The following is a 25,385-nucleotide window of genomic DNA, read 5'->3' on the forward strand; positions in this document are numbered from 1 at the left end:
GGCAGGGGAGCGCCATGACCGAGCCGCAGACCGGCAGCGACTACCTCGCGAGCCTCGACGACGGGCGGGCGGTCGTCCACGACGGCGCGCGCGTCGAGCGCGTCGCCGACCATCCCGCCTTCGCCGGCGCCGCATCCACCATCGCCTCGCTCTACGACCGCCTGCACGGCGACGAGGCGGATGCGCTCACCACGGTCGTCGACGGCGTGCGCACCCATGCGTTCTACGCGATCCCGCGCTCGCGCGACGACCTCCGGGCGCAGCGCGACGCGATCCGCGCCTGGCAGCGCACGACGCACGGGTGGATGGGCCGCACGCCCGAGACGCTCGCGTCGGTGCTGACGTCGATGGCCGCGCACGCCTCGTTCTACGGGCGCTTCGCCGACGGCGTGCGCGGCACGCTCGCGCGCGACGCCGCCGCCGTCACGCACTACGCGCAGGCGCTCGTCAACCCGCCCGTCGACCGCGACCTGCCGCCCGACGAGGTCGGCGACGTCTTCCTGCACGTGGTGCGCGAGACCGACGAGGGCGTCGTGCTGCGCGGCGCGAAGGCGGTCGTCACCGGCGCCGCGACCGCGCAGCGGCTGCTCGTGTCGCACTTCGGCGGCGAGGTGCAGGACGACGACTTCGCGATCGCCGCGACGGTGCCGGTCGGCGCGCCGGGCCTCACGCTCTACACGCGCGGCGCGCCCGCGCGCGACGACCAGCCGCTCGCGACGCGCTTCGCCGAGCACGACGCGCTCGTCGTCTTCGACGACGTGCTCGTGCCGTGGGAGGACGTGCTCATCCGCGACGCCGAGACGATGCTCGGCCACAACCGCGGCGCCGTCGGCTGGAACGCGCGGCTGGCCTTCCAGTCGGCGACGCGGCTCGAGGCCAAGCTCGAGTGGATCGCCGGGCTCGCGGTGCGGGCGACGGAGATCATGGGCACGGGCGAGCTGCGTGGCGTGCAGGCGGCGCTCGGCGAGCTCATCGCGCTGCGGCACACGGTCGCGGGGCTGCGCGACGCGATGATCGAGCAGGCGGGGCCGGTCGGCGACGACGACCCTGCCGGGCGCGCCTGGGGACCGGCTGTCGAGCCGGCGCTCGCCTTCTCGGCGCTCGCGCCCGACGCCTACGGCCGCATGCGCGCGCTGCTGCAGACCTCGCTCGCCTCCGGGCTCGCGCACCTGCCGCTGCCCGCGGGCGCGCTCGCCGACCACCCCGACGCGGCGCGGCTGCTGCGCGGCTCGGGCGGGGCGGATGCGTCGGAGCGGCTGGCGGTCTTCGGCGCCCTGTGGGACGCGGTCGCGTCGGGCTTCGGCGCCCGGCACGAGCTGTACGAGCGCAGCCACTGGGGCCAGCCGGAGCGCACCCACGTCGGCATCCTGGGCCACGCCCGCGCGACCGGGCGCCTCGACGCCTGGCGGGACTGACCCCCCAACGACAGCGCGGGCCGCCTCCCGGAGGAGACGGCCCGCGCTGTCGTACGGCAGGGGATCAGTGGAAGTTGATCCGCGGCGCTGCGCCGGAGACGGTCGTGTTGTCGCCGATCGAGATGTCGCCCGAGGTCGGGCGGATGACCTGGCAGTTGTACCGCGAGTTCGACCCGAAGACGTTGTCGACGATGTCGATGTTCTGGAACGCGCCGCGGTCCTTCTGCGCGAGGTTGACCGTGCACGCGCCGTGGTCGAGGAAGTTGCCGGAGATCGCGACGTTCGACACCGTGCCCTGGTCCTGCGTGATCATGATCGCGGTGTTGACGGCGTCCTCGATGCGGTTGCCCGTGATCCAGTAGCCGGAGCCGCCCTGGATCTGGATGCCGTCGTCGTGGCTCGGCCCGCCGTTCCAGCCCGGGTCGTTCTCGTAGTGCAGGGTGTCGTGCAGCCAGGAGTCGCGCAGCTGCACGTTGCCGGAGCCCCAGAAGTGCGCCGGGTCGATCACGCCGTGGATGTCGAGGCGAGCCGCGTCGATGTTCCAGCCGCGCAGGCCGTCGATGCCCGGGTTCGGGTTGGCGGCGACGAGCTCGCTGTCGACGATCGTGAGGCTCGCGCCGGCCGTCGCGCTGCGGACGAGGGCGTCCTGTCCACCCGCGGCGCCGCCGCGGATGATGGAGTTGCGGATCGTGACGTCCGCCGCGCGCACGTCGACGTAGCCGTGGATGTCGAGGCCGCTCAGCACGGTGCCGGGCTGGGTCACGACGATGTCGCCGCGGTGCACGCGGAGGCTCACGCCGGCGGGCACGCCGGTGTTGTCGGGGCCGGGCATGCCGGTGCTCGGCGCGGGTGCGGGCGCGGGCTGGGCCGCCGCGGCGGAGTCGGAGCGGCGCACGCCGAGCGTGTGCTCGCCGTCGCCGTCCCAGTCGCCGGCGAAGGCGATGTCGCTCGAGCGCCCGTAGGTGAAGGTGATGTCGGCGGCGCCGGAGCGGATGGTGTTCGCGACGTAGTAGGTCGCGCCGCGACGGACCGCGAACGTGTCGTCGCCGTCGCCGTCCCAGTCGCCCACGAGCACCGCATCCGAGGCCCGGCCGTACTGGACGACCTCGTCGGCGAAGCCGCTGGTCAGGGAGTTGCGGATGTGGTACTGGGCGCCGCGCCGGACGGCGAACGTGTCGGTGCCGTTGCCGTCCCAGTCCCCGACGAGCACCACGTCGCCGTCGCGGCCGTACGTCACCACGCGCTCGGCCGAGCCGCTGGAGATCGTGTTCGAGATGTGGAACTGCGTGCCGCGGCGGATCGCGAGCGAGTCGCGGCCGTCGCCGTCCCAGTCGCCGACGACGACCTGATCGGTCGAGCGGCCGTAGGTCACGCCGGCGCCGAGCGACGGGGCGCCGTTGCTCTGCGTGGGGAAGTACTGCGCGCCGCGACGGACCATGGCCGTGTCGGTGCCGTTGCCGTCCCAGTCGCCGAAGTAGACGCGGTCGCTGTCGAGCCCGAGCTCGAACTCGTGGTTCGCGACGGCGGTGAAGGCGTCGTTCAGGTAGTAGTCGTTGCCGGAGCCGCCGACCTCGAGGCCCTGGGCGCTGGCGACCCCGGGGGCTGCCAGGGCCACGACCGAGGAGGCGGCAAGCGCGAGGCCCGCGCCGGCCGCTGCGCGCGAGCGGCGCGACAGCGATCGTGGAGCGGGGGAGGCGCGCGGCGCGTGGTCCGGGCCGTGCGGGATGCTGCGTGCGGTGGAGGTGGCGGGGATGCGCTGAGTCAAGGCGCTCTCGCAATCTGTGATCGGTGACGAACCCGCGCTGAGGGCGCGCGGAAGCGGGCCCACGGGTGGGCCACGCGTATGGGGGGTTGCGGCGCGCGACAGCGCGCCCCCGTGCCGATCCTGCGACGAGCTCGTGACCCTCGTCGGGATGTGCTGCACGAGTGAGAGGACCAGGCGGTCGAGACAGCCGATCCGTGCGTGACCGAGTCAATGTAACAGCCCCATAACGACTCAGTAAAGGCTCAGGATTCGCTCACGGCGTGTCACGGTTCGCGATCCGGGGTTCGTGACCCGCCGCGCCGATGCGCCGCCCGGTGCCGCTCCGCCCATACCCTCGACAGGCCATGATCCGCTTCGACGAGGTCTCGAAGACCTACTCCCGCAAGGCCCGCCCGGCCCTCGACGGCGTCTCCCTGGAGATCCTCAAGGGCGAGTTCGTCTTCCTCGTCGGCGCCTCCGGCTCCGGCAAGAGCACCCTCATCCGCATGGTGCTCCGCGAGGAGAGCCCCACGAGCGGCGAGGTGCACGTGCTCGGCCAGCGGCTGAAGGCGCTGCCGAGCCGCCGCGTGCCCTTCTTCCGCCGCAACCTCGGCGTCGTCTTCCAGGACTTCCGCCTGCTGAACAACAAGACGGTGTACGAGAACGTCGCGTTCACCCTGCAGGTGATCGGCAAGAGCCGCGGCTTCATCTCGGAGGCGGTGCCCGACGTGCTGAAGATCGTCGGCCTCGCCGGCAAGGCGAGCCGCCTGCCGCACGAGCTCTCCGGCGGTGAGCAGCAGCGCGTGGCGATCGCCCGCGCGGTCGTGAACCGCCCGCCGATCCTGCTCGCCGACGAGCCCACCGGCAACCTCGACCCCTCGACGAGCGCGGGCATCATGGCGCTGCTCGCCCGCATCAACGAGGGCGGCACGACGGTCGTCATGGCCACGCACGAGGCGTCGATCGTCGACGAGCTGCAGAAGCGCGTCGTCGAGCTCGACGCCGGCCGCATCATGCGCGACGAGGCGCACGGCAGCTACCGCCGGCACCTCGAGGAGCTGCGCGTCGACGAGCTCGAGGAGGAGACCGCGTGAGGCTCCAGCTGATCGCGAACGAGGTCTGGAACGGCCTGCGCCGCAACCTCTCGGTCGTCGTCTCGGTCGTGCTCGTCACGTTCATCTCGCTCTCGTTCGTGGGCGCGGCGATCCTGCTGCAGATGCAGATCAACCAGATGAAGGGCTTCTGGTACGACCGGGCCCAGGTGGGGATCTACTTCTGCGGGCCGGTCGACTCGACCGCGACCTGCACGCAGACCGCCGCCACCGAGGAGCAGGTGCAGGCGGTGCGCGACGTGCTCGACAGCGGCGCGATCGAGCCGTACGTCGCGGCGGTCGAGTTCGAGGACCGCCAGCTCGCCTACGAGCACTTCATGGAGCAGTTCGGCGGCACCGCGAGCGCCGAGTTCGCGAGCCCCGAGACCATGAACGAGGCGCTGTGGGTGCGCCCGACCTCGCCGCAGGACGCCGACCTCATCCGGGAGGCGACCTCCGCGCTCCCGGGGGTGCTGGAGGTACGCGACCAGCGCGCGCTGCTCGAGCCGATCTTCCAGGTGCTCAACACCGCGAGCCTCGCGGCGATCGGCGTGGCCGTGCTCATGCTCGTCGCGGCCGTGCTCCTGATCTCCACGACCATCCGCCTCTCCGCCTTCTCGCGCAAGCGGGAGCTCGGCATCATGCGGCTCGTGGGCGCGTCGAACCGGTTCATCCAGACGCCGTTCATCATCGAGGGGGTGGTCGCGGCGCTCATCGGAGCGGTGCTCGCCGCCGGATCGGTGGTGGCGCTCGTGCACTTCTTCCTGCAGGGCTACGTGGCCCCGATGCTGCAGACGATCGCCATCGTCACGATCGACGACGCGCTCGTGGTGGCGCCCGTGCTCGTCGGGATCGGCGTGCTCTTCGCCGGAGTGGCCGCGGCGGTCGCGATCCGCCGGTACCTCCGGATCTGATCGCGCGCTAGACTGGCCGGCTGCCCGTCCGGGCATCCGACGACCGCACACCCCAGGAGCACGCCATGCCTCGCGAACAGGGCCAGAAGGTCGTGGCGCAGAACCGCAAGGCGCGCCACGACTACACGATCGAGGACCGCATCGAGGCGGGCCTCGTGCTCACCGGCACCGAGGTGAAGTCGCTGCGGGCCGGGCGCGCGTCGCTCGTCGACGGCTACGCCTACGTCGACCGCGGCGAGGCATGGCTCGACGCGGTGCACATCCCCGAGTACGGCCAGGGCACCTGGACGAACCACCCGCCGCGCCGCAAGCGCAAGCTGCTGCTGCATCGCGACGAGATCGACAAGCTCGCCGCGAAGGTGGCGCAGGGCGGCTACACGCTCGTGCCGCTGTCGCTCTACTTCTCCGACGGCCGGGCGAAGGTCGAGCTCGCCGTGGCGAAGGGCAAGAAGGAGTACGACAAGCGCCACGCGCTGCGCGAGCGGCAGGACAAGCGCGAGGCGGAGCGGGCGATGCGCACGAGGAACCGCCTCAACGAATAGCGGCACCGGTTCGACATCGCCATGCGCCGACGGGTTGAATGGTCGGCACCGGCAGGATTCACCCAGGGCCCTCCGGTGGAAGGCGAAATGCGAGTCGGCATCCTCACGTCCGGCGGCGACTGCCCCGGACTCAACGCAGTCATCCGCGCCGCCGTGCTCACCGGCATGGTGCACCACGGCCTCGAGTTCGTGGGCATCCGCGACGGCTACCGCGGCCTCGTCGAGGGCGACGTGCGCGTGCTCAACCGCTCGTCGGTGCGCGGCACGTCGCGCATCGGCGGCACGATCCTCGGCACGAGCCGCACGAACCCCTACGAGGGGCCGAACGGCGGGCCGGCCAAGATCGCCGCGACGCTCGAGCGGCTCGGCATCGACGCGGTGATCGCGATCGGCGGCGAGGGCACCCTCGCGGCGGCCAACCGCCTCGCCGAGGACGGCATCCCGATCGTGGGCGTGCCGAAGACGATCGACAACGACCTCGACGCCACCGACTACACGTTCGGCTTCGACACCGCCGTGCAGATCGCCACGGAGGCGGGCGACCGCCTGCGCACCACCGGCGACTCGCACATGCGCTGCATGGTGCTCGAGGTGATGGGCCGGCACGTCGGCTGGATCGCGCTGCACACCGGCATCGCGACCGGCGCGCACGTCACCCTCATCCCCGAGCAGCCGCGCTCGATCGAGTGGATCTGCGAGTACGTGCAGTCGGTCTACGACCGCCGGCGCGCGCCGCTCGTCGTCGTCTCCGAGGGCTTCAAGCTCGAGGGGATGGAGGAGGAGTACTCGCGCAAGGGGCTCGACGCCTTCAACCGTCCGCGCCTCGGCGGCATCGGCGAGGTCATCGCGCCGATGATCGAGGAGCGCACCGGCATCGAGTCGCGCGCGACCGTGCTCGGCCACATCCAGCGCGGCGGCGCGCCGAGCGGCGCCGACCGCGTGCTCGCGACCCGCTTCGGCCTCGCGGCGATCGACGCGATCACCGACGAGGCGTGGGGCTCGATGGTCTCGCTGCGCGGCACCGACATCGTGCGCGTGCGGATGGCGGATGCGCTCGGCGACCTCAAGCGCGTGCCCGACCACCGCTACCGCGAGGCGGAGCTGCTGTTCGGCTGACGCTTGCCGGGCGACGGCCCGGCGCGGTACCATGGTGGGCTGGCCCCGCCAGCGCGCCGGACGCATCCGGCCTTGACAACTCCACAGCGTGCGACTCGCACCCAGCACGGGGATGATCGGTTTCGACATCGTCTCAGTCGCTGCGGGAAGCGGGTAGAGGATGCAGGGTCATCTCTTCAACGCCCCCTGCAAACCCATAGGTGCCAACGCAAAGCGCACCGACTTCGCCCTCGCTGCCTAAGCGAGCCTGAAGTCCGTCAGACCGGAGACGCCCTCGCTCCGGACCCTGGCGTCATGAAGAGGGCTTGCTGCGATGCTGCGTCACAGGGCATCGCGGGACTTTTCCTGTGACTGGGCTCGTCGACCTAGGTGCTCAGGACAAAGGTCGGAGCCGAGCAGAACGCCACCCCTGAGCTGCACCCGGAGAAGCCGCACGGTCCGAGCGTTGGACGGGGGTTCGATTCCCCCCATCTCCACCATCGGTCGAGTCGCACGCTGTGAGAGCCCCTCGCCGCCGCCCCATTACGCTGGGATCATCCGATCCTGCGAGGAGGCAGCGTGAGCGAGTACCGGGTCACCGACCCCTACACCGGCCAGGTCGTCAAGGAGTTCCCGACGGCGACCGACGAGGAGATCCGCGCCGCGATCGAGCGCGCCGACGCGGCGTACGAGCCGTGGCGCACGACGCCGATGGCCGAGCGCGCGGCGATCCTCGGCCGGGCCGCCGACGCGTTCGCGTCGCGCTCGCGGGAGCTCGCCGAGATCATCCGCACCGAGATGGGCAAGCCGCTCGGGCAGGGCATCGCCGAGGCGGAGTTCTCGGGCGAGATCGTGCAGTACTACGTCGACAACGCCGAGGCCTTCCTCGCCGACGAGGTGCTCGAGGTGCGCTCCGGCGTCGACGCGCGCATCCGCAAGTCGGCGCAGGGCGTGGTCCTCGGCATCATGCCCTGGAACTTCCCGTACTACCAGGTCGCGCGCTTCGCCTTCCCGAACCTCATGCTCGGCAACACGGTGCTGCTGAAGCACGCGCCGCAGTGCCCGTGGTCGGCCACCGCGATCGCCGAGATCCTCGCCGAGGCGGGCCTGCCGGCCGGCGCGTACGAGAACATCTTCGCGACGAACGAGCAGATCGCCGACATCGTCATCCCCGACCCGCGCGTGCGCGGCGTCTCGCTGACCGGCTCGGAGCGCGCGGGCGCGGCCGTCGCCGAGGTCGCCGGCCGCCACCTCAAGAAGGTCGTGCTCGAGCTCGGCGGCTCCGACCCCTTCGTGGTGCTGTCGGCGGACGACATGGATGCCGTGGTGCAGGCGGCGGTCGACACGCGGCTCGAGAACTCGGGCCAGTCCTGCAACGCGTCGAAGCGCTTCATCGTGCTCGACGAGCTCTACGACGACTTCGCGTCGCGGCTCGGCGCCGCGATCGCCGCGGTGCCGGTGGGGGAGCCGGGCGACGAGGACGCCCTCGTGGGCCCCCTGTCGTCGCAGGCCGCCGCCGAGCGGCTGCGCCATCAGACGGCGTCGGCCGTCGCGGAGGGCGCCGAGGTGCTCGCCGGCTCGCTCGACGACGGCGGCGACGCCCGCGTCGCGCCCGCGCTGCTCGGCGGGGTGACCGAGCAGATGCAGGCCTACCGCGAGGAGCTCTTCGGGCCGGTCGGCACCGTCTACCGTGCGAAGGACGTCGACGACGCCGTGCGCATCGCGAACGGCACGCCCTTCGGCCTCGGCGCGCGCGTCTGGTGCACCGACCCCGAGCTCGCCCTCGCGGTCGCCGACCGCCTCGACGCCGGCATGGTGTCGATCAACGGCGCCGGCTCCGAGGACGTCGACATGCCCTTCGGCGGCACGAAGCGCTCGGGCTTCGGCCGCGAGCTCGGCCCGCACGGCATGGAGGAGTTCATGAACAAGAAGCTCGTCGTCGGCTGAGCACGCGAGCACTGCGGGGTCTGCTCAGTCGAGCAGGCCCCGCATCTTCTTGGCGATGATGCCGCCGACCTTCGAGGGCATGAGGCGCGCGAGCCGGTCGAGCGCCCGGGCGTCCTTGCCGATGACGACGCGGGGCGCGCCGGAGGCCACGGCCTCGACGATCTGCCGCGCCGCGTCCTCGGGGCTCGTGAGCGAGCCGGCCGACGCCGAGGCATCGGCGGTGCGCCGCATCGTGACGCCCGAGTTGCCGGTGATGTTCGTGCCGACGCCGCCGGGGAAGACGACCGTGACGGCGACGGGCGTGCCCTCGAGCTCGGCGTGCATGCCCTCGGTGAGCAGCTTGACGGCCGCCTTGCTGGCGCCGTACGCCGACTGGCCGGGCACCGGCGCGAGCGCGCCCATGCTCGACACGTTGACGACGGATGCGGCGGGCCGCGCGCGCAGGAGGGGCAGGAACGCGGTCACGGTGTGCACGACGCCCCAGAAGTTCACCTGCATGACGCGCTCGATCTGCTCGAAGGGCAGCTCGCCGATGCGCTGGAACGGCTGGATGATGCCGGCGACGTTGAGCAGGCCGTCGACCTGGCCGTGCGCGGCGAGCACCGCGTCGGGCAGCGCCTCGACGGCGGCGCGGTCGGCGACGCTGAGCCGGTGCGTGGAGAGCCGGGCGCCCGCGGCGCCGAGCCGCGCGGTCTCGGCGAGGCCCTCCTCGCTCAGGTCGACGGCTGCGACGCGCGCGCCGCGGCGCAGCAGCTGCAGCACGACCTCGCGGCCGATGCCGTTGCCGCCGCCGGTGACGACGAAGGTGCGCTCGGTGATCTCCATGGGTCTCCTCCTCGAGTCGGTCGTCAACTAAGTTGACGCCTTGAGGCGATGCTACGCGATCGCCGCCTGGATCACCGCGCCGTAGCGGCGCACGAGCGCGTCCCGATCGGCGTCGAGCGCCTCGTCGCCCACCGCCCACAGGGCGTAGAGCAGCCCACCGGCCGCGGCCGCGGCGAGCCGTGCGCGGAGGTCGGCGGCATCGCCCCCGCCCAGCCGCTCGCGCAGCGGCGCCACGAAGCGCTCCTCGTGCGCGTCGCGCAGCCGCGAGCCGACGCCCTCGGCGTCGCTCGCGCGCAGCAGCGCGAGGAAGACGCCGCGGGTGTCCTGCCGGCTGTCGAGCAGCGCCGCGGCGCACCGCTCGCCGAAGGTGCCGAGCGGGCCGTCGAGCGTCGCCCGCCATGCCCGCGCGAGCTCCTCCGACTCCATGGTGCGCAGGAACAGCGCCTCCTTGGAGCCGAAGCGGCGGATGACGACCGCGGGATCGACGTCGGCCGCGGCAGCGATGTCGCGCACCGTCGTGGCCGCGTAGCCACGGTCGACGAACAGCCGGGCCGCGGCCCGGGCGATCGCGTCGGAGTCGGCGGGGGAGCGCGCCACCTCAGACCACGGGGCCGGTCATCGGCCGGCCCTCGGCCGCCCACCGCAGCGTGCCGCCCTCGACGTTCGCCGCGTCGAGTCCCTGCTGCGCGAGGTAGGCGACCACTTGGGCGCTGCGGGCGCCGGAGCGGCAGATGATCGCCGCGCCGTCGGGCACCTCGGCCACGCGGGCGACGATCTCGGTCATCGGGATGTGGATGGCGCCGTCGGCGTGCCCCGCCTGCCACTCGTGCGGCTCACGCACGTCGACGATCGGCAGGGCGGCGGCCTCGGCGGGCGTGATCTCGCGCATGGATCCGAGGCTACCCAAGGCGCGCGCCGAGGAGCATCATGGCCCCCATGACCGACGTGCGCACAGTGCTCTGGTTCGACGGCCGCATCGAGGAGGCCGCCGAGCTCTACGTCTCGCTCGTGCCGGGCTCGCAGATCACCGACGTGCTGCGGATCCCGGCCGGCGACAACCCGTGGCCCGGCGACGCGCCCGCGGGCGAGGCCCTCACGGTCGACCTGACGATCGGCGGCGCCCCCTTCCAGCTGCTGAACGGCGGGCCGCAGTTCCCGCAGTCCGAGGCGGTGTCGATCTCGGTCACCGTCGACGGGCAGGAGGAGGTCGACCGGCTCTGGGAGGGGCTGATCGCCGACGGCGGCGCCGAGTCGCAGTGCGGCTGGTGCCGCGACCGCTTCGGCGTCTCGTGGCAGGTCATCCCGAAGCAGCTCGGCGAGCTCATGCAGACGCCGCGCTCGGCGGAGGTCACCCGCGCGATGCTCACGATGCAGAAGCTCGACGTCGCGGCGCTCGAGGCGGCCGCCGCGGGCTGATTCAGGCCGCGACGAGGCCCTGCACCCGCCACGGCCACCCGCGGCCGGGCAGCACCGGACGCATCCCGCCCTCCTCGAGCGCGCGCAGCATGGCGCTCGGCGCGTGGAGGAAGGAGCGGTAGCGGATGCCGCGGGTGCCGGCGAGCGCGTTCTCGACCGCCGAGCCGAGGCGCGAGGCGGGATCGCGGCTCGGGTGGGTGAACGCGAGCCGTCGGCGGCACCGGCCGGCCGCGGCCGAGAGCAGGCGCCCGGCGTCGGGGTAGCAGCACACGACCCGGTGCAGCACCACGAGGTCGGCCCGCTCGACCGCCTCGGGCTCGGCTGCGAGGTCGACGATGCGCCGCCGCACCCGGTCGGTCACGCCCGCATCGGCGGCGAGCCGCGCCGCCTGCTCGTCGTAGGCCGACGACAGCTCGAGCGTCGTGCAGCGCTCGGCGCCGCGCCGCAGCAGCTCGAGCCCGATCTCGCCCACGCCGCCGCCGATCTCGAGCACGGTCGCGCCCCGCACGCCCTCGGCCGCGAGGAAGTCGACGAGGCGCCGCTCGGCGCGGGTGAGGCCGCGCCGGCGGTAGCGCGCCGCCATCCGCTCGGCGAACGCGGCGTCGAACTCCTCCGCGCACCCGCGCGAGTCGCAGCAGTCGGCCATGGCGCCAGTATGCGCCCGTCGCGATCGGAGCGACAGCCGCGGCGAGCCTCAGCGCGCGAGTCGCTCCAGCAGCGCGTCGTGCAGGCGCCCGTTGGTGGCGAGCGCCGAGCCGTGCCAGGGGCCCGGCTGCCCGTCGACCGAGGTGAAGGTGCCGCCGGCCTCCTGCACGACGGGCACGAGCGCGGCCATGTCGTACGGCTTCAGGTCGAACTCGGCCACCGCATCCACCTTGCCCTCCGCGAGCAGCATGTAGCTCCACGCGTCGCCGTAGGAGCGCGCCCGCCAGACGTCGCGCTGCAGCGCGACGAGGTCGTCGATCCGGCCCGCGCCGTCCCAGCCCTGGATCGCGTTGTACGACAGCACCGCGTCCGACAGCGCGCCGACGCCCGAGACCCGGATGGGCCGCGGCCGCGCGGGGTCGGTCCACGCGCCCTGCCCCTCGGCGGCCCACCAGCGCGCGCCGAGCGCAGGGGAGGAGACGACCCCCACGACCGGGCGCCCGTCGACCGCGAGCGCGATGAGCGTCGCCCAGATGGGTGCGCCGCGCAGGAAGTGCGCGGTGCCGTCGATCGGATCGATGATCCACTGGCGGCTCGCGTCGCCCGAGGTGCCGAACTCCTCGCCGAAGATCGCGTCGTCGGGGCGCTCCTCGGCGAGCACGGCGCGGATGCGCTGCTCGACCGAGCGGTCGGCGTCGGTGACGTGGGTGGTGTCGGCCTTCGTCGTCACCTCGAGGTCCTGCGCGCCGAAGCGCTCCATCGAGATGGCGTCGGCGGCATCCGCCAGCCGCAGGGCGAGGTCGAGGTCGTCGTCGTAGCCGGTCACGATCCCAGCGTACGGCGGCGCGTCACTCCTGATGGCGCTGCTCGCGCGCGGCGACGAGCGTGCCGAGCATGCGCTGCATCGAGTCGACGCGGCGCGGCTCGAGGCGGCCGTCCGCGGCCGCGATCGCGAGCTCGCAGTACTGCTCGTCGACGAGGTGCGTGCAGCCGCGCGGGCAGTCCTCGGCGACCTCGGCGAGGTCGGGGAAGCCGCGCAGCACGTTCGCGGTGGCGACGTGGCCGAGCCCGAAGGAGCGCACGCCCGGGGTGTCGATGATCCAGCCGGAGCCGAGCTTGAACGACACCGTCGACGACGAGGTGTGGCGGCCGCGGCCGGTGACGGCGTTCACGTGGCCGACGGCGCGCTTGGCATCCGGCACGAGCGCGTTGACGAGCGTCGACTTGCCGACGCCCGAATGCCCCACCGCGACGGTCGTGTGGCCGTCGAGCCGCTCGCGGAGCGCGTCGACGGGCGGGTCGTCGATCGACGAGCGCCACACCTCGATGTCGAGCCCGGCGAAGTTCGCGAGGAACGGCTCGGGGTCGGCGACATCCGTCTTCGTCACGACCATGATCGGCGTGATCCCGGCGTCGAGCGCGGCGACCAGGTAGCGGTCGACGAGCCGAGGCCGCGGCTCGGGGTCGGCGGCGGCGACGACCATGAGCAGCACGTCGGCGTTCGCGACGATGACCCGCTCGACCACGTCGGTGTCGTCGGCGGAGCGGCGCAGCACGGTCGTGCGCGGCTGGATGCGCACGATGCGGGCGAGGGAGCCCGTCTCGCCGGTCGTGTCGCCCACGACGTCGACGCGGTCGCCGGCGACGATCGCCTGCTTGCGCAGCTCGCGCGCGCGGGCGGCCGTGACGATCGCCTCGTCCTGCTCGTCGATCCGCACCGCGAGCGTGTACCGGCCGCGGTCGACGGCGGTGACGATGCCGGTGACGGCGTCCTCGTGCTCGGGGCGCTGCTTCGAGCGCGGCCGGTTGGCCTTCGGGTTCGGGCGCTCGCGCACGCTCGACTCGTCGTACTGCTCGTACGGGTCCTCGTGCTCGGTCATCCAGCTCATGCGCGGCTCACTCCAGCTCACCCGCGAGCATCGCGGCCCACAGCTCCGGGAACTCCGGGATGGTCTTCGCCGTCGCGCCGATGTCGTCGACCTCGACGCCCGGCACGCGGAGGCCCACGACCGCGCCGGCGGTCGCGATGCGGTGGTCGTCGTAGGCGCGCCACGGGCCGCCGGTCAGGCGTGCCGGCTCCACGCGGATGCCGTCGGGCAGCGCCGTCGCGGTGCCGCCGAGCGCGGCGATGTCGTCGACGAGGGCCTGGATGCGGTCGGTCTCGTGCCCGCGGATGTGGCCGATCCCGGTCACCTCGACCGGGCCCGACGCGAGCGCGCCGAGCGCCACGATGGTCGGCGCGAGCTCGCCCGCGGCGTGCATGTCGAGCGTCGCGCCGGGGATCTCGCCGCCGACGGCCTCGATCGTGAGCGAGCCGTCGGCGACCGACGACGTGGCGCCGAACGGGGCGAGCAGCTCGGGCAGCAGCCGCCCCACCTGCGTCGTCCCGTCCGGCCAGCCGTCGAGCACGACCCGGCCGCCCACCGCGACCACGGCCGCGAGGAACGGCGCGGCGTTCGACAGGTCGGGCTCGATGCGCTCGTCGAGCGCCCCGATCGGGCCGGGCTCGACCCGCCACGAGGCCTCGCCGATCGCGCGGGCGTCGACGCCGCGCTGCCGCAGCGCCGCGAGCGTCATCTCGATGTGCGGCAGCGACGGCAGCCGCTCGCCCCGGTGGTGCAGCGTGAGGCCCTCGTCGAAGCGGGCGGCGACGAGCAGCAGCGCCGAGACGAACTGGCTCGAGGCGCTCGCGTCGATCTCGAGCTCGCCGCCGCGCACCCGCCCCGCGCCGTGCACGGTGAACGGCAGGCGCGGCTCGTCGGCGTCGACCCGCACGCCGAGGCCGCGCAGGCTCTCGATCGTCCGGTCCATGGGGCGCTTCCGCGCGTGCGGGTCGCCGTCGAACGCGACCGGGCCGTCGCCGAGCGCCGCCATGATCGGCAGGAAGCGCATCGCCGTGCCGGCGAGCCCGCAGTCGATGGATGCGCCGCCCACGACGGGGCCGGGGGCGACGACGAGGTCGGGGCCGAATCGGCCGTCGCCGGGCGCCTCGCGGATGTCGGCTCCGAGCGCGCGCAGCCCCGCGGTCATGAGCTGCGCGTCGCGGCTGCGCAGCGGCCGGTGCAGCGTCGAGGGCGCGTCGGCGAGGGCCGCCAGCAGCAGCGCGCGGTTCGTGAGGCTCTTCGAGCCGGGCAGCTGCACGCGGGCGTCGAGGCGCGCGGTCGCGGTCGGCGCGGTCCAGGGGCGGGAATGCTCGAGCGGGCTCATCGGTTGCAATCTATCGGTCGGGCAGCGACAGCAGAGGAGGGGCCTGTGGCAGGGACGACGGTCATGGCGCCGACGGCGACACTAGACTCGCCCGCGATGGACGAGCAGCGTGACGAGGCCAAGCGCGACGACTTCGTGGAGCAGGCGATGCAGTACGCCGACCAGCTCTACGCGGCCGCCATGCGCATGACGCGCAACCCGGCCGACGCCGCCGACCTCGTGCAGGAGACCCTGCTCAAGGCCTACGCCGCGTACGACTCGTTCCAGCAGGGCACGAACCTGCGGGCGTGGCTGTACCGCATCCAGACCAACACCTACATCAACACCTACCGCAAGCAGCAGCGCAGGCCGTTCGAGGCGCCCCTCGACGACCTGGAGGAGTGGCAGATCGGCGACGCCGAGTCGTTCACCGCCATGTCGTCGCGCAGCGCCGAGGCCGAGGCGATCCACCGGATGCCCTCCGGGATCGTGAAGGACGCGCTGCAGCAGGTGCCGGTCGACTTCCGCATGGCGGTCTACTGGGTCGACGTCGAGGGGCTCAGCTACGCCGAGACCGCCGAGGTCATGGAGACCCCCGTCGGCACCGTCATGAGCCGCCTGCACCGCGGCCGCAAGCTGCTGCGAGGCCTGCTGGCCGACTACGCCCGGGAGCAGGGCATCGCCGTGCAGGACACCATCGTGAAGGAGAAGAAGCCGTGAGCGAGACGCTTGAGGCCAAGAAGGACTGCACCGAGGCCCGTGCCGCCCTCGAGGAGTACCTGCACCACGAGCTCTGCGCCGAGGACGCCGCGGATGTGCGCGCGCACCTGGCGGAGTGCGAGGAGTGCTCGGCCGAGCACCACGTCGGCGAGATGCTGACCGCCGCGCTGCAGGGCGCCTGCAAGGACCGCGCCCCCGAGGAGCTGCGAGCGAAGCTGCTCGAGAGCCTGCGGGCCGCGAAGGCGAGCCACGCCTGACACGGACGACGGGGCGGGATCCCTCGGACCCCGCCCCGCGCATCCGTCGCCGGTCTGCACCCGCGCCGCTCAGGCCGCGACGCGCTCCTGCACCGGGATGGGACCGGTGATGGGCCGCTCGGCGCCGTCGCCCAGGTAGCGCTCGGTGCCGGCGAGCGTGAGGAAGGCCGGGTAGGTCTCCTCGAGCGCGATCTCGCGGAACAGCGCGATCGCCTCGCGGTAGCGGTTTCCCGGGCTCCGGTCGAAGCCCGCGGCCAGCTCGTCGACGATGGCCTCGCAGCGCTCGCGCGTGATCGTGCGGCCGTCGGCGGTGGCCGACTCGTTGTGGATCCACTGCCACACCTGCGAGCGCGAGATCTCGGCGGTCGCCGCGTCCTCCATGAGGGAGTGGATCGCGACGGCGCCGTGCCCGCGCAGCCACGCCTCCATGTAGCGGATGCCGATCTCGATGTTCGAGCGGAGCCCCGCCTCGGTGATGTCGCCCTCGGTCGTCGAGAGGTCGATGAGCGCCGCGCCGTCGACCGGCACGTCCTCGCGGGTGCGCTCGAGCTGGTTGGGACGGTCGCCGAGCACCGCGTCGAACGCGCTCCGGCAGGTCTCGACGAGGCCGGGGTGCGCGACCCACGAGCCGTCGAAGCCGTCGCCCGCCTCGCGCGCCTTGTCGCTCGCGACCGCCGCGAGCGCGCGCTCGGTCGCCTCCGGGTCCTTCGCGCTCGGCACGAAGGCCGCCATGCCGCCGATCGCGTGCGCGCCGCGGCGGTGGCACGCACGCACCAGCTGCTCGGTGTAGGCGCGCATGAACGGCGCGGTCATCGTGAGGCGTGCGCGGTCGGGGAGCACGAACTCCGGCCCGCGGAGCCGGAACGCCTTGATCATCGAGAACAGGTAGTCCCAGCGGCCGGCGTTGAGGCCCGCCGAGTGCTCGCGGAGCTCGAAGAGGATCTCCTCCATCTCGAACGCCGCGGTGATCGTCTCGATGAGCACGGTGGCCCGGATCGTGCCCTGCGGCAGCACGAGCAGCTGCTGCGCCATGACGAACACGTCGTTCCAGAGCCGCGCCTCGTGGTGGCTCTCGAGCTTCGGCAGGTAGAAGTACGGGCCCCGGCCGGCGGCGATGAGGTCGTCGGCGTTGTGGAGCACGTGGAGCCCGAAGTCGACGAGCGATCCCGACATGGGCTTGCCGTCGACGAGGATGCGGTGCTCGTCGAGGTGCCAGCCGCGCGGCCGCACGACGATCGTCGGCGTCTCGGCGGCCGTCACCCGGTACTCCTTGCCCTCGGGGCTCGTGAACCCGATGGTGCCGCGGATCGCGTCCTGCAGGTTCACCTGGCTCGCGATGACGTTGCGCCACAGGGGGCTCGAGGCGTCCTCGCAGTCGGCGAGCCACACCTTCGCGCCCGAGTTGAGCGCGTTGATGGTCATCTTGCGCTCGATGGGGCCGGTGATCTCGACGCGGCGGTCCTCGAGCCCGGGAGCGGGCGGGGCGACCCGCCAGCTCGCGTCCTCGCGGATGCGCCGCGTCGACTCGAGGAAGCGGGGGCTGTCGCCGTCGGCGAACGCGGCGCGGCGCCGGCGGCGGTCCTGCAGCAGCTGCTGGCGCGTGCACTCGAACGCGTCGTGCAGCTGCAGCAGGAAGCCGAGCGCCTCGTCGGTGAGCACCCGGTCCTGACCGGGGGCGTGGGCGGTGATGCGGATGCGCGTGGTGTCCATGGTCTGGCTCCTGACGTGGGTGCGGATCAGTGGAACTGCTCGGACTCGGTCGAGCCGGCGAGCGCGAGCGTGCCGGAGCTCGGGTTGAGGGCGGTGGCGACGAGGTCGAACCACCCGGTGCCGACCTCGCGCTGGTGCTTCGTGGCGGTGTAGCCGTCGGCCTCCGCCGCGAACTCGCGCTCCTGCAGGTCGACGTAGGCCGTCATGTGGTGCTCGGCGTAGCCCTTCGCCAGGTCGAACATGGAGTGGTTGAGGGCGTGGAAGCCGGCGAGGGTGATGAACTGGAAGCGGAACCCCATCGCGCCGAGCTCGCGCTGGAACGCGGCGATCTGGTCGTCGTCGAGGTGCTTGCGCCAGTTGAACGACGGCGAGCAGTTGTAGGCGAGCAGCTGGTCGGGGAACTCGGCCTTGATGCCCTCCGCGAAGCGGCGGGCCACCTCGAGGTCGGGCTTGCCGGTCTCCATCCAGAGCAGGTCGGCGTACTCGGCGTAGGCGCGGCCGCGGGCGATGCACGGCTCGATGCCGTTGCGCACCTCGTAGAAGCCCTCGCTCGTGCGCTCGCCGGTGAGGAACGGGCGGTCGCGCTCGTCGACGTCGCTCGTCAGGAGCGTCGCCGCCTCGGCGTCGGTGCGGGCGATGATGACGGTCGGCACGTCCTCGACGTCGGCCGCGAGGCGCGCGGCGTTGAGCGTGCGCACGTGCTGCTGGGTGGGGATGAGCACCTTGCCGCCGAGGTGCCCGCACTTCTTCTCGCTCGCGAGCTGGTCCTCCCAGTGCACGCCCGCCGCGCCGGCGGTGATCATCGAGCGCATGAGCTCGAACGCGTTGAGCGGTCCGCCGAAGCCGGCCTCCGCGTCGGCGACGATCGGCACGAGCCAGTCGTCGACGGCCCGGCGGCCCTCGCTGCGCTCGATCTGGTCGGCGCGCTGCAGCGCGTTGTTGATGCGGCGCACCACCGCGGGCACCGAGTTGGCGGGGTAGAGCGACTGGTCGGGGTAGGTCTGGCCCGAGAGGTTGGCGTCGGCCGCGACCTGCCAGCCCGAGAGGTAGATGGCCTCGAGCCCCGCGCGCACCTGCTGCACCGCCTGGTTGCCGGTGAGTGCGCCGAGCGCGCGCACCGGCGCCTCGTCGGCGTGCAGCCGGTCGAAGAGGCGCTCCGCGCCGCGGCGGGCGAGCGTGTGCTCCTCGACGACGGAGCCCCGGAGGCGGATGACGTCGGCGGCGCTGTAGTCGCGGGCGATGCCGCTCCAGCGGGCGTCCGCCGCCCACTCGAGCTCGAGCTCGGCCGCCTCGGTGGCCATCGTCGTGTCGTGCTGCTCGGTCATGGTGTCCTCCTGCTGTCGCGCCGGGGCTCCTGCGCCCTCGGCGTCCGGTCGTGCCACCACTGTGCGTGCAGAACTGCACAGCGAGCGGCGGTTCGCATGGTGAAGATCATCACTTCTGCCAGATCCCGCAGAACTGCCGTATGGTGCTCGCATGACCGACCGAGGCACCGCATCCGCCACCTGGGACCGACCGGCGCGCTCGGCGCCCGCGCCCACGCAGGTCGACGCGCTGCAGCTGGGCAAGGCGCTGCGGCACGCGCGCAAGCAGGCCGGACTCACGCTCGATGCGGTGCACGACGCCATCGGCCTCGCGCCGTCGCAGCTGTCGGGCTTCGAGACGGGCAAGCGCGAGGCGCGCTTCTCGCAGCTGCAGCAGCTCGCCGCGCTCTACGGCGTGAGCCTCGAGCGCCTCACGGGCATCGAGCCGCCGTCGCGGCGCGCGGAGCTCGAGCTGCGGCTCGAGCGCGCCATGCAGTCGTCGACCTGGCAGCAGAAGCGGCTGCCGACGATGCGCATCGGCCCCCGCACGCCCGACGACGTGCTCGAGACGATGCTCGCGCTCGTCGATGAGCTCGACCGGGTCGCCGAGGAGCGGGTCGCGACGCCCGAGGAGGCGCGGCGCGCCAACACGCAGCTGCGGGCCGAGATGCGCGCGCGCGACAACCACTTCCCCGAGATCGAGGCGGCGGCGGCGCGCATGCTCGACAAGGTCGGCTACCAGTCGGGGCCGCTCTCGCAGCACCTCATCGCGGCGATCGTCGAGCGGCTCGGCTTCACCGTGCACCACGTCGGCGACCTGCCGCACTCGACGCGCTCGGTGACCGACCTCAAGCGCCGCCGCATCTACCTCTCGCGCTCCTCCCGCATCGGCCACGACCCGCGGTCGGTGCTCCTGCAGGCGCTCGGGCACCACGTGCTCGGGCACTCGGTGCCCGCCGACTACGGCGCCTTCCTGCGGCAGCGCATCGAGACGAACTACTTCGCGGCGGCGCTCCTCATGCCCGAGCGCACCGCCGTCGAGTTCCTGCGCGCGGCGAAGGACGAGCGACAGCTCGCGGTCGAGGACCTGCGCGACGCGTTCGCCGTCTCGTACGAGACGGCCGCGCACCGGCTGACGAACCTCGCGACCGTGCACCTCGGGATCCCGCTGCACTTCCAGAAGGTGCACGAGTCGGGGATCATCTACAAGGCGTACGAGAACGACGACGTGACCTTCCCCTCCGATCACACCGGCGCCATCGAGGGCCAGCCGGTCTGCAAGCGCTGGACGAGCCGCGAGGTGTTCGACGTCGCCGACAAGGTCAACGCCTTCGAGCAGTACACCGAGACGCCCTCGGGCACCTTCTGGTGCACGGCGATGACCGAGCGAAGCCCGTCGGGGGAGTTCTCGCTCTCGATCGGCGTCCCGTTCTCGCAGGCGAAGTGGTTCCGGGGGAGGGGCACCAAGGAGCGGTCGATCTCGGGCTGCCCCGACCCCTCGTGCTGCCGCACGCCGCCGGCCGAGCTCGCCGAGGCCTGGGCCGGGCAGGCGTGGCCGAGCGCGCGGGCGCACTCGCACCTGCTCGCCGCGCTGCCGCCGGGGGCCTTCCCGGGCGTCGACGAGACCGAGGTCTACAGCTTCCTCGCGTCGCGGGCGTAGCGCCCGGCGTCAGGAGTGCTGGGCGAGGGCGGGCGACGCATCCGCCGTGCCCTCGAGCAGGCTGAGCGCGCGCCGCAGGGCCGTGCTCGACGTGTGCGCCGTGTAGGGGAAGTAGACGACCTCGACGCCCACCGCGCCGAGCTCGCGCTCGAGTCGCAGGCCCCGCTCGGTGCCCCGCCAGTCGTCGCCCTTGAAGAAGTGCGTGAACCCGACCTCGCGCCAGGTGTCGAGCTTGTCGGGCACGGTCTCGACGTGCACGCGGTCCACGAAGCGGATGGAGCGCACGATCTCGACGCGCTCGAGCGTGGGGATCACTGGCTCGACGCCCTTCACCTGCAGCAGCATCTCGTCGCTCACGACGCCGGCGATGAGCACGTCGCAGTGCTCGCGCGCGTGCCGCAGCACGTTGAGGTGGCCGACGTGGAACAGGTCGAAGGCGCCTGCGGCGTAGCCGATGCGCTGCGGCATGTGCACCTCCGTACGTTTACGAACGTTGTTACGGAGACTAGCACAGGGCTCGGGTCAGCCCGCAGGAGCAGCGCGGGCGTACTCGTGCGTGACGCGTCCGACGGCGCCGAGCACGCGCCCCTGGGCGAACCACAGGCGCCGCCGGAATACCGCGCTCGCGGGCAGGTCGCCGCGCGCCCGGGCCCAGCCCTCCGCGAGGGCGAACACCGGCATGCGCACGAGGCCGCCGACCAGGTGTCCAGCCCGCTTCGCGAGCTCCGCGTCGACGCGGTCGTCGCGGCTGAGGAGCCGCGCTCGCACCTGCCCCTGGCAGATCGCGCGCCGGCGCACGAAGGCGAGCGTCGTCCGCGCCTCGACGATGTCGTCGCGGGCGACCGACTCCGCCGACGCGACGATGCGGCCGCCGGCTGCCAGCAGCCGGCGGCCGAAGTCGAGGTCGGAGCCGCCCGACAGGCCCAGCGAGGCGTCGAACGCGACACCGAGGGCCCTAACCTGCGCTCCGTCGATGAGCACGTTGCCGGTGGCGAGCGAGCGCAGCGGGGTGCCGGTCGGGAAGCGCGTGCGGCGCATGAAGCCGCCAGCCGCGATCCAGGGGTCGGTGCCCTCGGGCCAGACGTACCGCACGTAGCCCATGACCGCGGCCGCGCGATGCTGCCGCCACGCATCCACGAGGCCCTCGAGCCAGCCGGGCTCGGGCATCAGGTCGTCGTCGAGCATGACCACCAGCTCGTCACCTGCGGCTGCGTCGAGCGCGGCCTGGCGCGCGGCGGCGATGCCGGGGGTCTCCTCGAGCAGGTAGTCGGCGGCGAGGGCCCGTGCGACGTCGCGCGCCGAGCCGGCCGGGTCGTTGTCGACCAGCAGGATGCGCGTGTCGACGTCGACGGATGCCGCGTCGGCGCGGATGGCCTCGACGAGCCGCGGCAGGCGCTCGCTGCGGCGGAACGTGGGCACGGCGACGACCACCCGGAGGCGCGGCGCCGTCATGCGCGGCTCCGCCGGCGGATCGCGATCGCGCGGTCGAAGGCGCTGCGGTGCGCTGCTCCTGCGCCGTCCCACTCGCGCGCCGTGAGGTCGGGCGGGGTCGACGGCCGCCGCGCGGCGACCTCGGCGAACGCCTCGAGGTGCGCGCCGTCGAGCGGGGCGTCGAACACCTCGACCCACCCGGGGCCGACCTCCGCGGCCAGCGCCTCGGTGATCCCGTTGCGCGGCACGAGCACGGGGCGGCCGAGCGAGAGGGCCGCCAGCACTGCGCCCGAGTTGTGCATGGAACGGTACGGTAGCACCAGTCCGGCGCATTGCAGAACGGTGTCCGCGAACTCCGCCTCGGAGAGGTGCCGCAGGTCGAGCACCACTCGCGGATCCCTCGCGGCCCGGTCGCGCACCTCGCGCTCGACGGCCGCGTCCGCGGGGCTGCCTGCGACGCGCAGGCGCAGGTGCGGGGCGATCGAGGCGGTCGTCGCGAACGCGTCGAGCAGCTGCTCGACGCCCTTGTAGGGGCGCACCAGGCCCACGAACCCGAGCGTGCCCGGCTCCGGCTCGCGCGGGGCGGCACGAGCGAACCAGTCGCGGTAGTGGCCGTGCGGGATGAGCGCCGTCGCGCTGCCGGCGGGCACCGGCGTGCGGTCGTTGAGCACGATCCGCAGATCGGTGCGTCGCTCGATCCAGTCGAGGTGGCGCTGCTGCCAGCGGGGCAGCGCCTCGTGGGGCTGCACGTTGTGCACCGTGCGCACCACGGCGATGCGGCTCCGCGCGAGCCGAAGGCGCAGCAGCAGCGCGAACGCGCGCCGCGCGGCCGCGCGGGCGGGCGTCGAGCCGCCGAGGAGCGTCTCGGGCCAGTGGAGCTGCAGCACGTCGTACCTGCCGAGGATGGCCCTCCGCCGGTCGAACCGCAGGTGCTCGACGCCCTCGGTCGCAGCGAGCGCCCGATCCAGGAGGTGGATGTAGGGATTCGTCGTCGGCCCGGGCGTGCGGAAGGACTGCATCACGCGGATCGGCCGCGCCCGCGGCCGCGCCTGGGTGCTCACGGGCCACAGTGTGCCACCTTGCCGGGTGCCGGGGGCATGGCCCTAGACTCAGCGCCAACCGACCGGCCTGCGAGCCGGAGGCTTCCGGGTCCAGCTGACAGGGGTGGCGGACGTGACCGAGTCGTTCATGGCATCGCACCGACGGCTCGCGGCCGCGCAGAAGGGCCACGCCCGCGGAGCGCCCGCGTACTCGGTCTACGTCAACCGCAAAATCGGCCGCGTGCTCGCCGCGGCCGCGCATCGCGCCGGCTGGAGCCCCAACCGGGTCACGGCGGTGAGCGCAGCCCACACCTTCGCGGCCCTGGTGCTGCTCGTCGCGCTGCCGGCGCAGTGGTGGACGGGCGTGGTCGTGGCCGGACTGCTCGTGCTGGGCTACGCCTGGGACTCCGCGGACGGCCAGGTCGCTCGGCTGCGGGGCGGAGGCACGCTCGCCGGGGAGTGGCTCGACCACTTCGTCGACGCCGTCAAGATCGCGGCGCTCCACCTGGCGGTGCTCGTCGCGCTCTGGCTGCACACCCCGTACCGCGACACCTGGTGGCTGCTGGTGCCGATGCTCTTCTCGGTCGTCGGCGTGGTCGCGTTCTTCGGCATGCTGCTCAACGACCTCCTGAAGGGCAAGGCGGGGGTCGTCTCGACGCACGCCCGCGGCGGCGGCACGCTCGGGAGGTCGCTGCTGCTCGTGCCGACCGACTTCGGCGTGCTGTGCCTCGCGTTCGTGCTGTGGGGCTGGACGCCCGGGTTCCTCTGGGCGTACGCGGCGCTCGCGGCGGCGAACACCGCGTTCCTCGCGCTGGCGGCAGTGCGGTGGTTCCGCGAGATGCGCTCGATCGACGCAGCGCAGGGCACGGGTCCGTGATGGGCGCCGGGTCGGCGCAGGCGCTGCGCTTCGCGGTGATCGTGGTGAGCTTCGCCTCGAGCGACCTGCTCCGGCGCAACGCCGCCGCGCTCGAGCTGCCCGACGACGCGCGCCTGGTGGTGGTCGACTGCTTCAGCGGCGAGGCGGAGCGCGAGCAGGTCCGGGCGCTCGCGGCGCAGCAGGGCTGGGAGGCGCTCCTCCTCGACGCGAACGCCGGGTTCGGCGGCGGCACGAACGCGGGTGCCGCGCGGGCGCTGCAGCTCGGCGCTCGAGTGCTCGTCGCGCTCAACCCCGACGCCCGCATCGACGACCGCTCCCTCGAGGCGCTCGTCGCCGCGGTCGAGGCCGACCCCATGCTCCTCGCGTCGCCGACCGTGCTCTCCGGCGACGGCAGCCCCTGGTTCGCCGGCTCTGACCTCTACCTCGCCGACGGGGTCACCCGCGGCGCGGCCGCCCGCGAGCGGTTCCAGGGTGCGCCGCGCCGCGAGTGGGCGACCGGCGCGTGCTTCGCGATGTCGGCTGCGCTGTGGCGCCGCCTCGGCGGCTTCGACGAGGACTACTTCCTCTACTGGGAGGACATCGACCTCTCCCATCGGGCCCTCGACCAGGGCGCCAGGCTCGCCCTCGTGGATGCCGTCGTCGAGCACGACTGGGGCGGCACGCAGGAGCGCGAGCGCCGCTCGAGGGCGAAGTCCGAGCTGTACTACTACTACAACATCCGCAACCGGCTGCTCTACGCGGTGAAGCGGCTCGACGCCCAGGCGGTCCAACGGTGGAGCGGCTCTGCGCCGCGCGTCGCGTACGGCGTCCTGAAGCGCGGCGGCCGCCGTCAGCTCGTGACGTCGGTGCGCCCCTGGCGCGCGTACCTGCGCGGCCTGCGGGACGGGCGCCGGCTCGTCCGCGCCGCGGCGCGCACCGCGCCCCGCAACGTGGAGCGGCTGCCGTGAACGCCGGGGAGGGGCGCATCCTCGTGGTGTGCGCGGCCAACGTCTGCCGATCGCCGATGGCCGAGCTCTCCCTTCGCCAGGCGTTCTCGGATGCGGGCGCCGGATTCGCCGGCGTCGAGGTGGCGAGCGCCGGCATCAGCGCGATGGCCGAGTGGCCGGTGTGCGCGGAGGTGCGCGACTTCGACGGCGGCCCGGGGTGGGGCGAGCTCGCCGACGCGCACCGGTCGCGGCACCTCGACCCCGACGACGCGCTGGGCGCAGCGCTCGTGCTCGCCGCGTCGCGCGAGATCCGTGCCGCCGTCGTCGCCGCCGCACCTGCGAGCCGGCGCCGCGTCTTCACGCTCCGCGAGGCCGCGTGGCTCGGGGCCGGCTACCGGGGCGACGAGGGCCCGCAGGGCGCCTGGGCCGTGGAGGCATTCGCGCGGCACATCGACGGCCGCCGCGGCCTCCGGCCGCTCCCCGCCCCTCGCCGCGCCGGGCTGACCCGCCGGCTGCAGGACCCCGTGGACATCGCCGACGCGCACCGGTCGCGCACCGGGGTCCACCGCTCGACAGTGCGCGCGGTGCGCTCGGCGGCCGACGAGATCGCCGCGCTCATCACCGGCTCGAGGTAGTCCCG

The 25,385-nt window shown here is 73.4% G+C and carries 26 protein-coding genes and 1 other RNA gene; 14 read left to right on the top strand and 13 right to left on the bottom strand.

Going from position 1 to position 25,385, the window contains the following annotated elements:
- Positions 1–14 precede the first annotated feature (14 nt).
- Positions 15–1,415, top strand: coding sequence for a 4-hydroxyphenylacetate 3-hydroxylase N-terminal domain-containing protein (locus tag J2X49_RS07315; RefSeq protein WP_310124424.1), 1,401 nt, complete (start codon positions 15–17; stop codon positions 1,413–1,415).
- Between the two features lie 64 nt (positions 1,416–1,479).
- Here the strand turns inward: J2X49_RS07315 and J2X49_RS07320 are convergent, their stop codons facing one another.
- Complete coding sequence (locus J2X49_RS07320; protein ID WP_310124425.1) at positions 1,480–3,030, bottom strand: hypothetical protein; 1,551 nt, start codon at positions 3,028–3,030, stop codon at positions 1,480–1,482.
- A 494-nt stretch (positions 3,031–3,524) separates the two neighbouring features.
- On the opposite strand from J2X49_RS07320, the gene ftsE reads away from it, so the two are divergent.
- The 6 genes from ftsE to J2X49_RS07350 all read left to right on the top strand — a co-directional run bounded on the left by ftsE (position 3,525) and on the right by J2X49_RS07350 (position 8,748).
- Complete coding sequence (gene ftsE / locus J2X49_RS07325; RefSeq protein ID WP_128188459.1) at positions 3,525–4,253, top strand: cell division ATP-binding protein FtsE; 729 nt, start codon at positions 3,525–3,527, stop codon at positions 4,251–4,253.
- Positions 4,250–5,164 carry a permease-like cell division protein FtsX gene (gene ftsX / locus J2X49_RS07330; protein ID WP_128188460.1) on the top strand — a complete coding sequence of 305 codons (915 nt, stop codon included), beginning with the start codon at positions 4,250–4,252 and terminating at the stop codon, positions 5,162–5,164. Before ftsE ends, ftsX begins: the two co-directional genes overlap by 4 nt.
- A gap of 65 nt (positions 5,165–5,229) precedes the next feature.
- Positions 5,230–5,706, top strand: coding sequence for an SsrA-binding protein SmpB (smpB, locus tag J2X49_RS07335; RefSeq protein ID WP_128188461.1), 477 nt, complete (start codon positions 5,230–5,232; stop codon positions 5,704–5,706).
- An 87-nt stretch (positions 5,707–5,793) separates the two neighbouring features.
- Positions 5,794–6,822, top strand: coding sequence for a 6-phosphofructokinase (locus J2X49_RS07340; RefSeq protein WP_246991608.1), 1,029 nt, complete (start codon positions 5,794–5,796; stop codon positions 6,820–6,822).
- A gap of 108 nt (positions 6,823–6,930) precedes the next feature.
- Positions 6,931–7,301, top strand: a transfer-messenger RNA (tmRNA) gene (gene ssrA, locus J2X49_RS07345).
- 79 nt (positions 7,302–7,380) lie between these two features.
- Positions 7,381–8,748 (top strand): aldehyde dehydrogenase family protein, encoded by a 1,368-nt coding sequence (locus J2X49_RS07350; RefSeq protein WP_310124434.1) that lies wholly within the window; start codon positions 7,381–7,383, stop codon positions 8,746–8,748.
- A 24-nt stretch (positions 8,749–8,772) separates the two neighbouring features.
- Here J2X49_RS07350 and J2X49_RS07355 read toward each other — a convergent pair whose 3' ends face one another.
- Genes J2X49_RS07355 through J2X49_RS07365 form a run of 3 tightly spaced genes read right to left on the bottom strand, consistent with a single transcriptional unit; the run spans position 8,773 to position 10,462 of the window.
- Positions 8,773–9,573, bottom strand: coding sequence for an SDR family oxidoreductase (locus J2X49_RS07355; protein WP_310124435.1), 801 nt, complete (start codon positions 9,571–9,573; stop codon positions 8,773–8,775).
- A gap of 51 nt (positions 9,574–9,624) precedes the next feature.
- Complete coding sequence (locus J2X49_RS07360; RefSeq protein ID WP_310124438.1) at positions 9,625–10,170, bottom strand: TetR family transcriptional regulator; 546 nt, start codon at positions 10,168–10,170, stop codon at positions 9,625–9,627.
- Between the two features lies 1 nt (position 10,171).
- Positions 10,172–10,462 carry a rhodanese-like domain-containing protein gene (locus J2X49_RS07365; protein WP_246991600.1) on the bottom strand — a complete coding sequence of 97 codons (291 nt, stop codon included), beginning with the start codon at positions 10,460–10,462 and terminating at the stop codon, positions 10,172–10,174.
- Positions 10,463–10,509: 47 nt separating this feature from the next.
- On the opposite strand from J2X49_RS07365, the gene J2X49_RS07370 reads away from it, so the two are divergent.
- Positions 10,510–10,989, top strand: coding sequence for a VOC family protein (locus J2X49_RS07370; RefSeq protein ID WP_310124447.1), 480 nt, complete (start codon positions 10,510–10,512; stop codon positions 10,987–10,989).
- Position 10,990: 1 nt separating this feature from the next.
- Here the strand turns inward: J2X49_RS07370 and J2X49_RS07375 are convergent, their stop codons facing one another.
- The 4 genes from J2X49_RS07375 to aroA are packed head-to-tail and all read right to left on the bottom strand — an operon-like array spanning position 10,991 to position 14,841.
- Positions 10,991–11,635 (bottom strand): methyltransferase domain-containing protein, encoded by a 645-nt coding sequence (locus J2X49_RS07375; protein ID WP_310124450.1) that lies wholly within the window; start codon positions 11,633–11,635, stop codon positions 10,991–10,993.
- 48 nt (positions 11,636–11,683) lie between these two features.
- Positions 11,684–12,460 (bottom strand): histidinol-phosphatase, encoded by a 777-nt coding sequence (hisN, locus tag J2X49_RS07380; protein WP_310124452.1) that lies wholly within the window; start codon positions 12,458–12,460, stop codon positions 11,684–11,686.
- Between the two features lie 22 nt (positions 12,461–12,482).
- The gene (rsgA, locus tag J2X49_RS07385) at positions 12,483–13,523 is read right to left on the bottom strand and encodes a ribosome small subunit-dependent GTPase A (RefSeq protein WP_310124456.1); all 1,041 of its coding nucleotides are present in this window, start codon (positions 13,521–13,523) and stop codon (positions 12,483–12,485) included.
- A gap of 7 nt (positions 13,524–13,530) precedes the next feature.
- On the bottom strand, positions 13,531–14,841 hold the full coding sequence (aroA, locus tag J2X49_RS07390; RefSeq protein WP_310124458.1) for a 3-phosphoshikimate 1-carboxyvinyltransferase: 1,311 nt from the start codon (positions 14,839–14,841) through the stop codon (positions 13,531–13,533).
- Positions 14,842–14,904: 63 nt separating this feature from the next.
- Between aroA and J2X49_RS07395 the strand changes: the two genes are divergently transcribed.
- Positions 14,905–15,540, top strand: coding sequence for a sigma-70 family RNA polymerase sigma factor (locus J2X49_RS07395; RefSeq protein WP_146356973.1), 636 nt, complete (start codon positions 14,905–14,907; stop codon positions 15,538–15,540).
- Complete coding sequence (locus tag J2X49_RS07400; RefSeq protein ID WP_310124462.1) at positions 15,537–15,797, top strand: zf-HC2 domain-containing protein; 261 nt, start codon at positions 15,537–15,539, stop codon at positions 15,795–15,797. Before J2X49_RS07395 ends, J2X49_RS07400 begins: the two co-directional genes overlap by 4 nt.
- A 69-nt stretch (positions 15,798–15,866) precedes the next feature.
- Here J2X49_RS07400 and aceB read toward each other — a convergent pair whose 3' ends face one another.
- Together aceB and aceA are read right to left on the bottom strand one after the other, a co-directional pair.
- Positions 15,867–17,507, bottom strand: a complete 1,641-nt coding sequence (gene aceB, locus J2X49_RS07405; protein ID WP_310124464.1) for a malate synthase A — start codon at positions 17,505–17,507, stop codon at positions 15,867–15,869.
- A 26-nt stretch (positions 17,508–17,533) separates the two neighbouring features.
- Positions 17,534–18,832: an isocitrate lyase gene (gene aceA / locus J2X49_RS07410; protein WP_310124467.1), complete on the bottom strand. Its 1,299-nt coding sequence runs from the start codon at positions 18,830–18,832 to the stop codon at positions 17,534–17,536.
- Positions 18,833–18,983: 151 nt separating this feature from the next.
- Here aceA and J2X49_RS07415 point away from each other — a divergent pair, with 151 nt between their 5' ends.
- Entirely contained in the window at positions 18,984–20,471 is a 1,488-nt protein-coding gene (locus J2X49_RS07415; protein WP_310124468.1) for a helix-turn-helix domain-containing protein, read from the top strand.
- Positions 20,472–20,480: 9 nt separating this feature from the next.
- On the opposite strand, the gene J2X49_RS07420 is transcribed toward J2X49_RS07415, so the two are convergent.
- Genes J2X49_RS07420 through J2X49_RS07430 form a run of 3 tightly spaced genes read right to left on the bottom strand, consistent with a single transcriptional unit; the run spans position 20,481 to position 22,963 of the window.
- The gene (locus tag J2X49_RS07420) at positions 20,481–20,939 is read right to left on the bottom strand and encodes an adenylyltransferase/cytidyltransferase family protein (RefSeq protein WP_310124471.1); all 459 of its coding nucleotides are present in this window, start codon (positions 20,937–20,939) and stop codon (positions 20,481–20,483) included.
- A gap of 54 nt (positions 20,940–20,993) precedes the next feature.
- Complete coding sequence (locus J2X49_RS07425; RefSeq protein ID WP_310124473.1) at positions 20,994–21,923, bottom strand: glycosyltransferase; 930 nt, start codon at positions 21,921–21,923, stop codon at positions 20,994–20,996.
- Entirely contained in the window at positions 21,920–22,963 is a 1,044-nt protein-coding gene (locus tag J2X49_RS07430; RefSeq protein WP_310124476.1) for a glycosyltransferase, read from the bottom strand. The genes J2X49_RS07425 and J2X49_RS07430 overlap by 4 nt, the downstream gene beginning before the upstream one ends.
- 127 nt (positions 22,964–23,090) lie before the next feature.
- Here J2X49_RS07430 and J2X49_RS07435 point away from each other — a divergent pair, with 127 nt between their 5' ends.
- The 3 genes from J2X49_RS07435 to J2X49_RS07445 are packed head-to-tail and all read left to right on the top strand — an operon-like array spanning position 23,091 to position 25,380.
- On the top strand, positions 23,091–23,819 hold the full coding sequence (locus tag J2X49_RS07435; protein WP_310125985.1) for a CDP-alcohol phosphatidyltransferase family protein: 729 nt from the start codon (positions 23,091–23,093) through the stop codon (positions 23,817–23,819).
- Positions 23,819–24,766 (top strand): glycosyltransferase family 2 protein, encoded by a 948-nt coding sequence (locus tag J2X49_RS07440; protein ID WP_310124479.1) that lies wholly within the window; start codon positions 23,819–23,821, stop codon positions 24,764–24,766. The genes J2X49_RS07435 and J2X49_RS07440 overlap by 1 nt, the downstream gene beginning before the upstream one ends.
- The gene (locus J2X49_RS07445; protein ID WP_310124483.1) at positions 24,763–25,380 is read left to right on the top strand and encodes a hypothetical protein; all 618 of its coding nucleotides are present in this window, start codon (positions 24,763–24,765) and stop codon (positions 25,378–25,380) included. Before J2X49_RS07440 ends, J2X49_RS07445 begins: the two co-directional genes overlap by 4 nt.
- Positions 25,381–25,385: the final 5 nt, after the last annotated feature.

It is taken from the genome of Agrococcus sp. BE272 (assembly GCF_031457935.1).
GTDB classification, from domain to species: Bacteria; Actinomycetota; Actinomycetes; order Actinomycetales; family Microbacteriaceae; genus Agrococcus; species Agrococcus sediminis.

Coding starts and splice junctions, on each gene's coding strand:
- J2X49_RS07315 (WP_310124424.1), top strand. CDS start 15: ATGACCGAGCCGCAGACCGGCAGCGACTACCTCGCGAGCCTCGACGAC.
- ftsE (WP_128188459.1), top strand. CDS start 3,525: ATGATCCGCTTCGACGAGGTCTCGAAGACCTACTCCCGCAAGGCCCGC.
- smpB (WP_128188461.1), top strand. CDS start 5,230: ATGCCTCGCGAACAGGGCCAGAAGGTCGTGGCGCAGAACCGCAAGGCG.
- J2X49_RS07340 (WP_246991608.1), top strand. CDS start 5,794: ATGCGAGTCGGCATCCTCACGTCCGGCGGCGACTGCCCCGGACTCAAC.
- J2X49_RS07355 (WP_310124435.1), bottom strand. CDS start 9,573: ATGGAGATCACCGAGCGCACCTTCGTCGTCACCGGCGGCGGCAACGGC.
- J2X49_RS07365 (WP_246991600.1), bottom strand. CDS start 10,462: ATGCGCGAGATCACGCCCGCCGAGGCCGCCGCCCTGCCGATCGTCGAC.
- J2X49_RS07370 (WP_310124447.1), top strand. CDS start 10,510: ATGACCGACGTGCGCACAGTGCTCTGGTTCGACGGCCGCATCGAGGAG.
- J2X49_RS07375 (WP_310124450.1), bottom strand. CDS start 11,635: ATGGCCGACTGCTGCGACTCGCGCGGGTGCGCGGAGGAGTTCGACGCC.
- rsgA (WP_310124456.1), bottom strand. CDS start 13,523: ATGAGCTGGATGACCGAGCACGAGGACCCGTACGAGCAGTACGACGAG.
- aroA (WP_310124458.1), bottom strand. CDS start 14,841: ATGAGCCCGCTCGAGCATTCCCGCCCCTGGACCGCGCCGACCGCGACC.
- J2X49_RS07395 (WP_146356973.1), top strand. CDS start 14,905: ATGGCGCCGACGGCGACACTAGACTCGCCCGCGATGGACGAGCAGCGT.
- aceB (WP_310124464.1), bottom strand. CDS start 17,507: ATGGACACCACGCGCATCCGCATCACCGCCCACGCCCCCGGTCAGGAC.
- aceA (WP_310124467.1), bottom strand. CDS start 18,832: ATGACCGAGCAGCACGACACGACGATGGCCACCGAGGCGGCCGAGCTC.
- J2X49_RS07415 (WP_310124468.1), top strand. CDS start 18,984: ATGACCGACCGAGGCACCGCATCCGCCACCTGGGACCGACCGGCGCGC.
- J2X49_RS07420 (WP_310124471.1), bottom strand. CDS start 20,939: ATGCCGCAGCGCATCGGCTACGCCGCAGGCGCCTTCGACCTGTTCCAC.
- J2X49_RS07425 (WP_310124473.1), bottom strand. CDS start 21,923: ATGACGGCGCCGCGCCTCCGGGTGGTCGTCGCCGTGCCCACGTTCCGC.
- J2X49_RS07435 (WP_310125985.1), top strand. CDS start 23,091: ATGGCATCGCACCGACGGCTCGCGGCCGCGCAGAAGGGCCACGCCCGC.
- J2X49_RS07440 (WP_310124479.1), top strand. CDS start 23,819: ATGGGCGCCGGGTCGGCGCAGGCGCTGCGCTTCGCGGTGATCGTGGTG.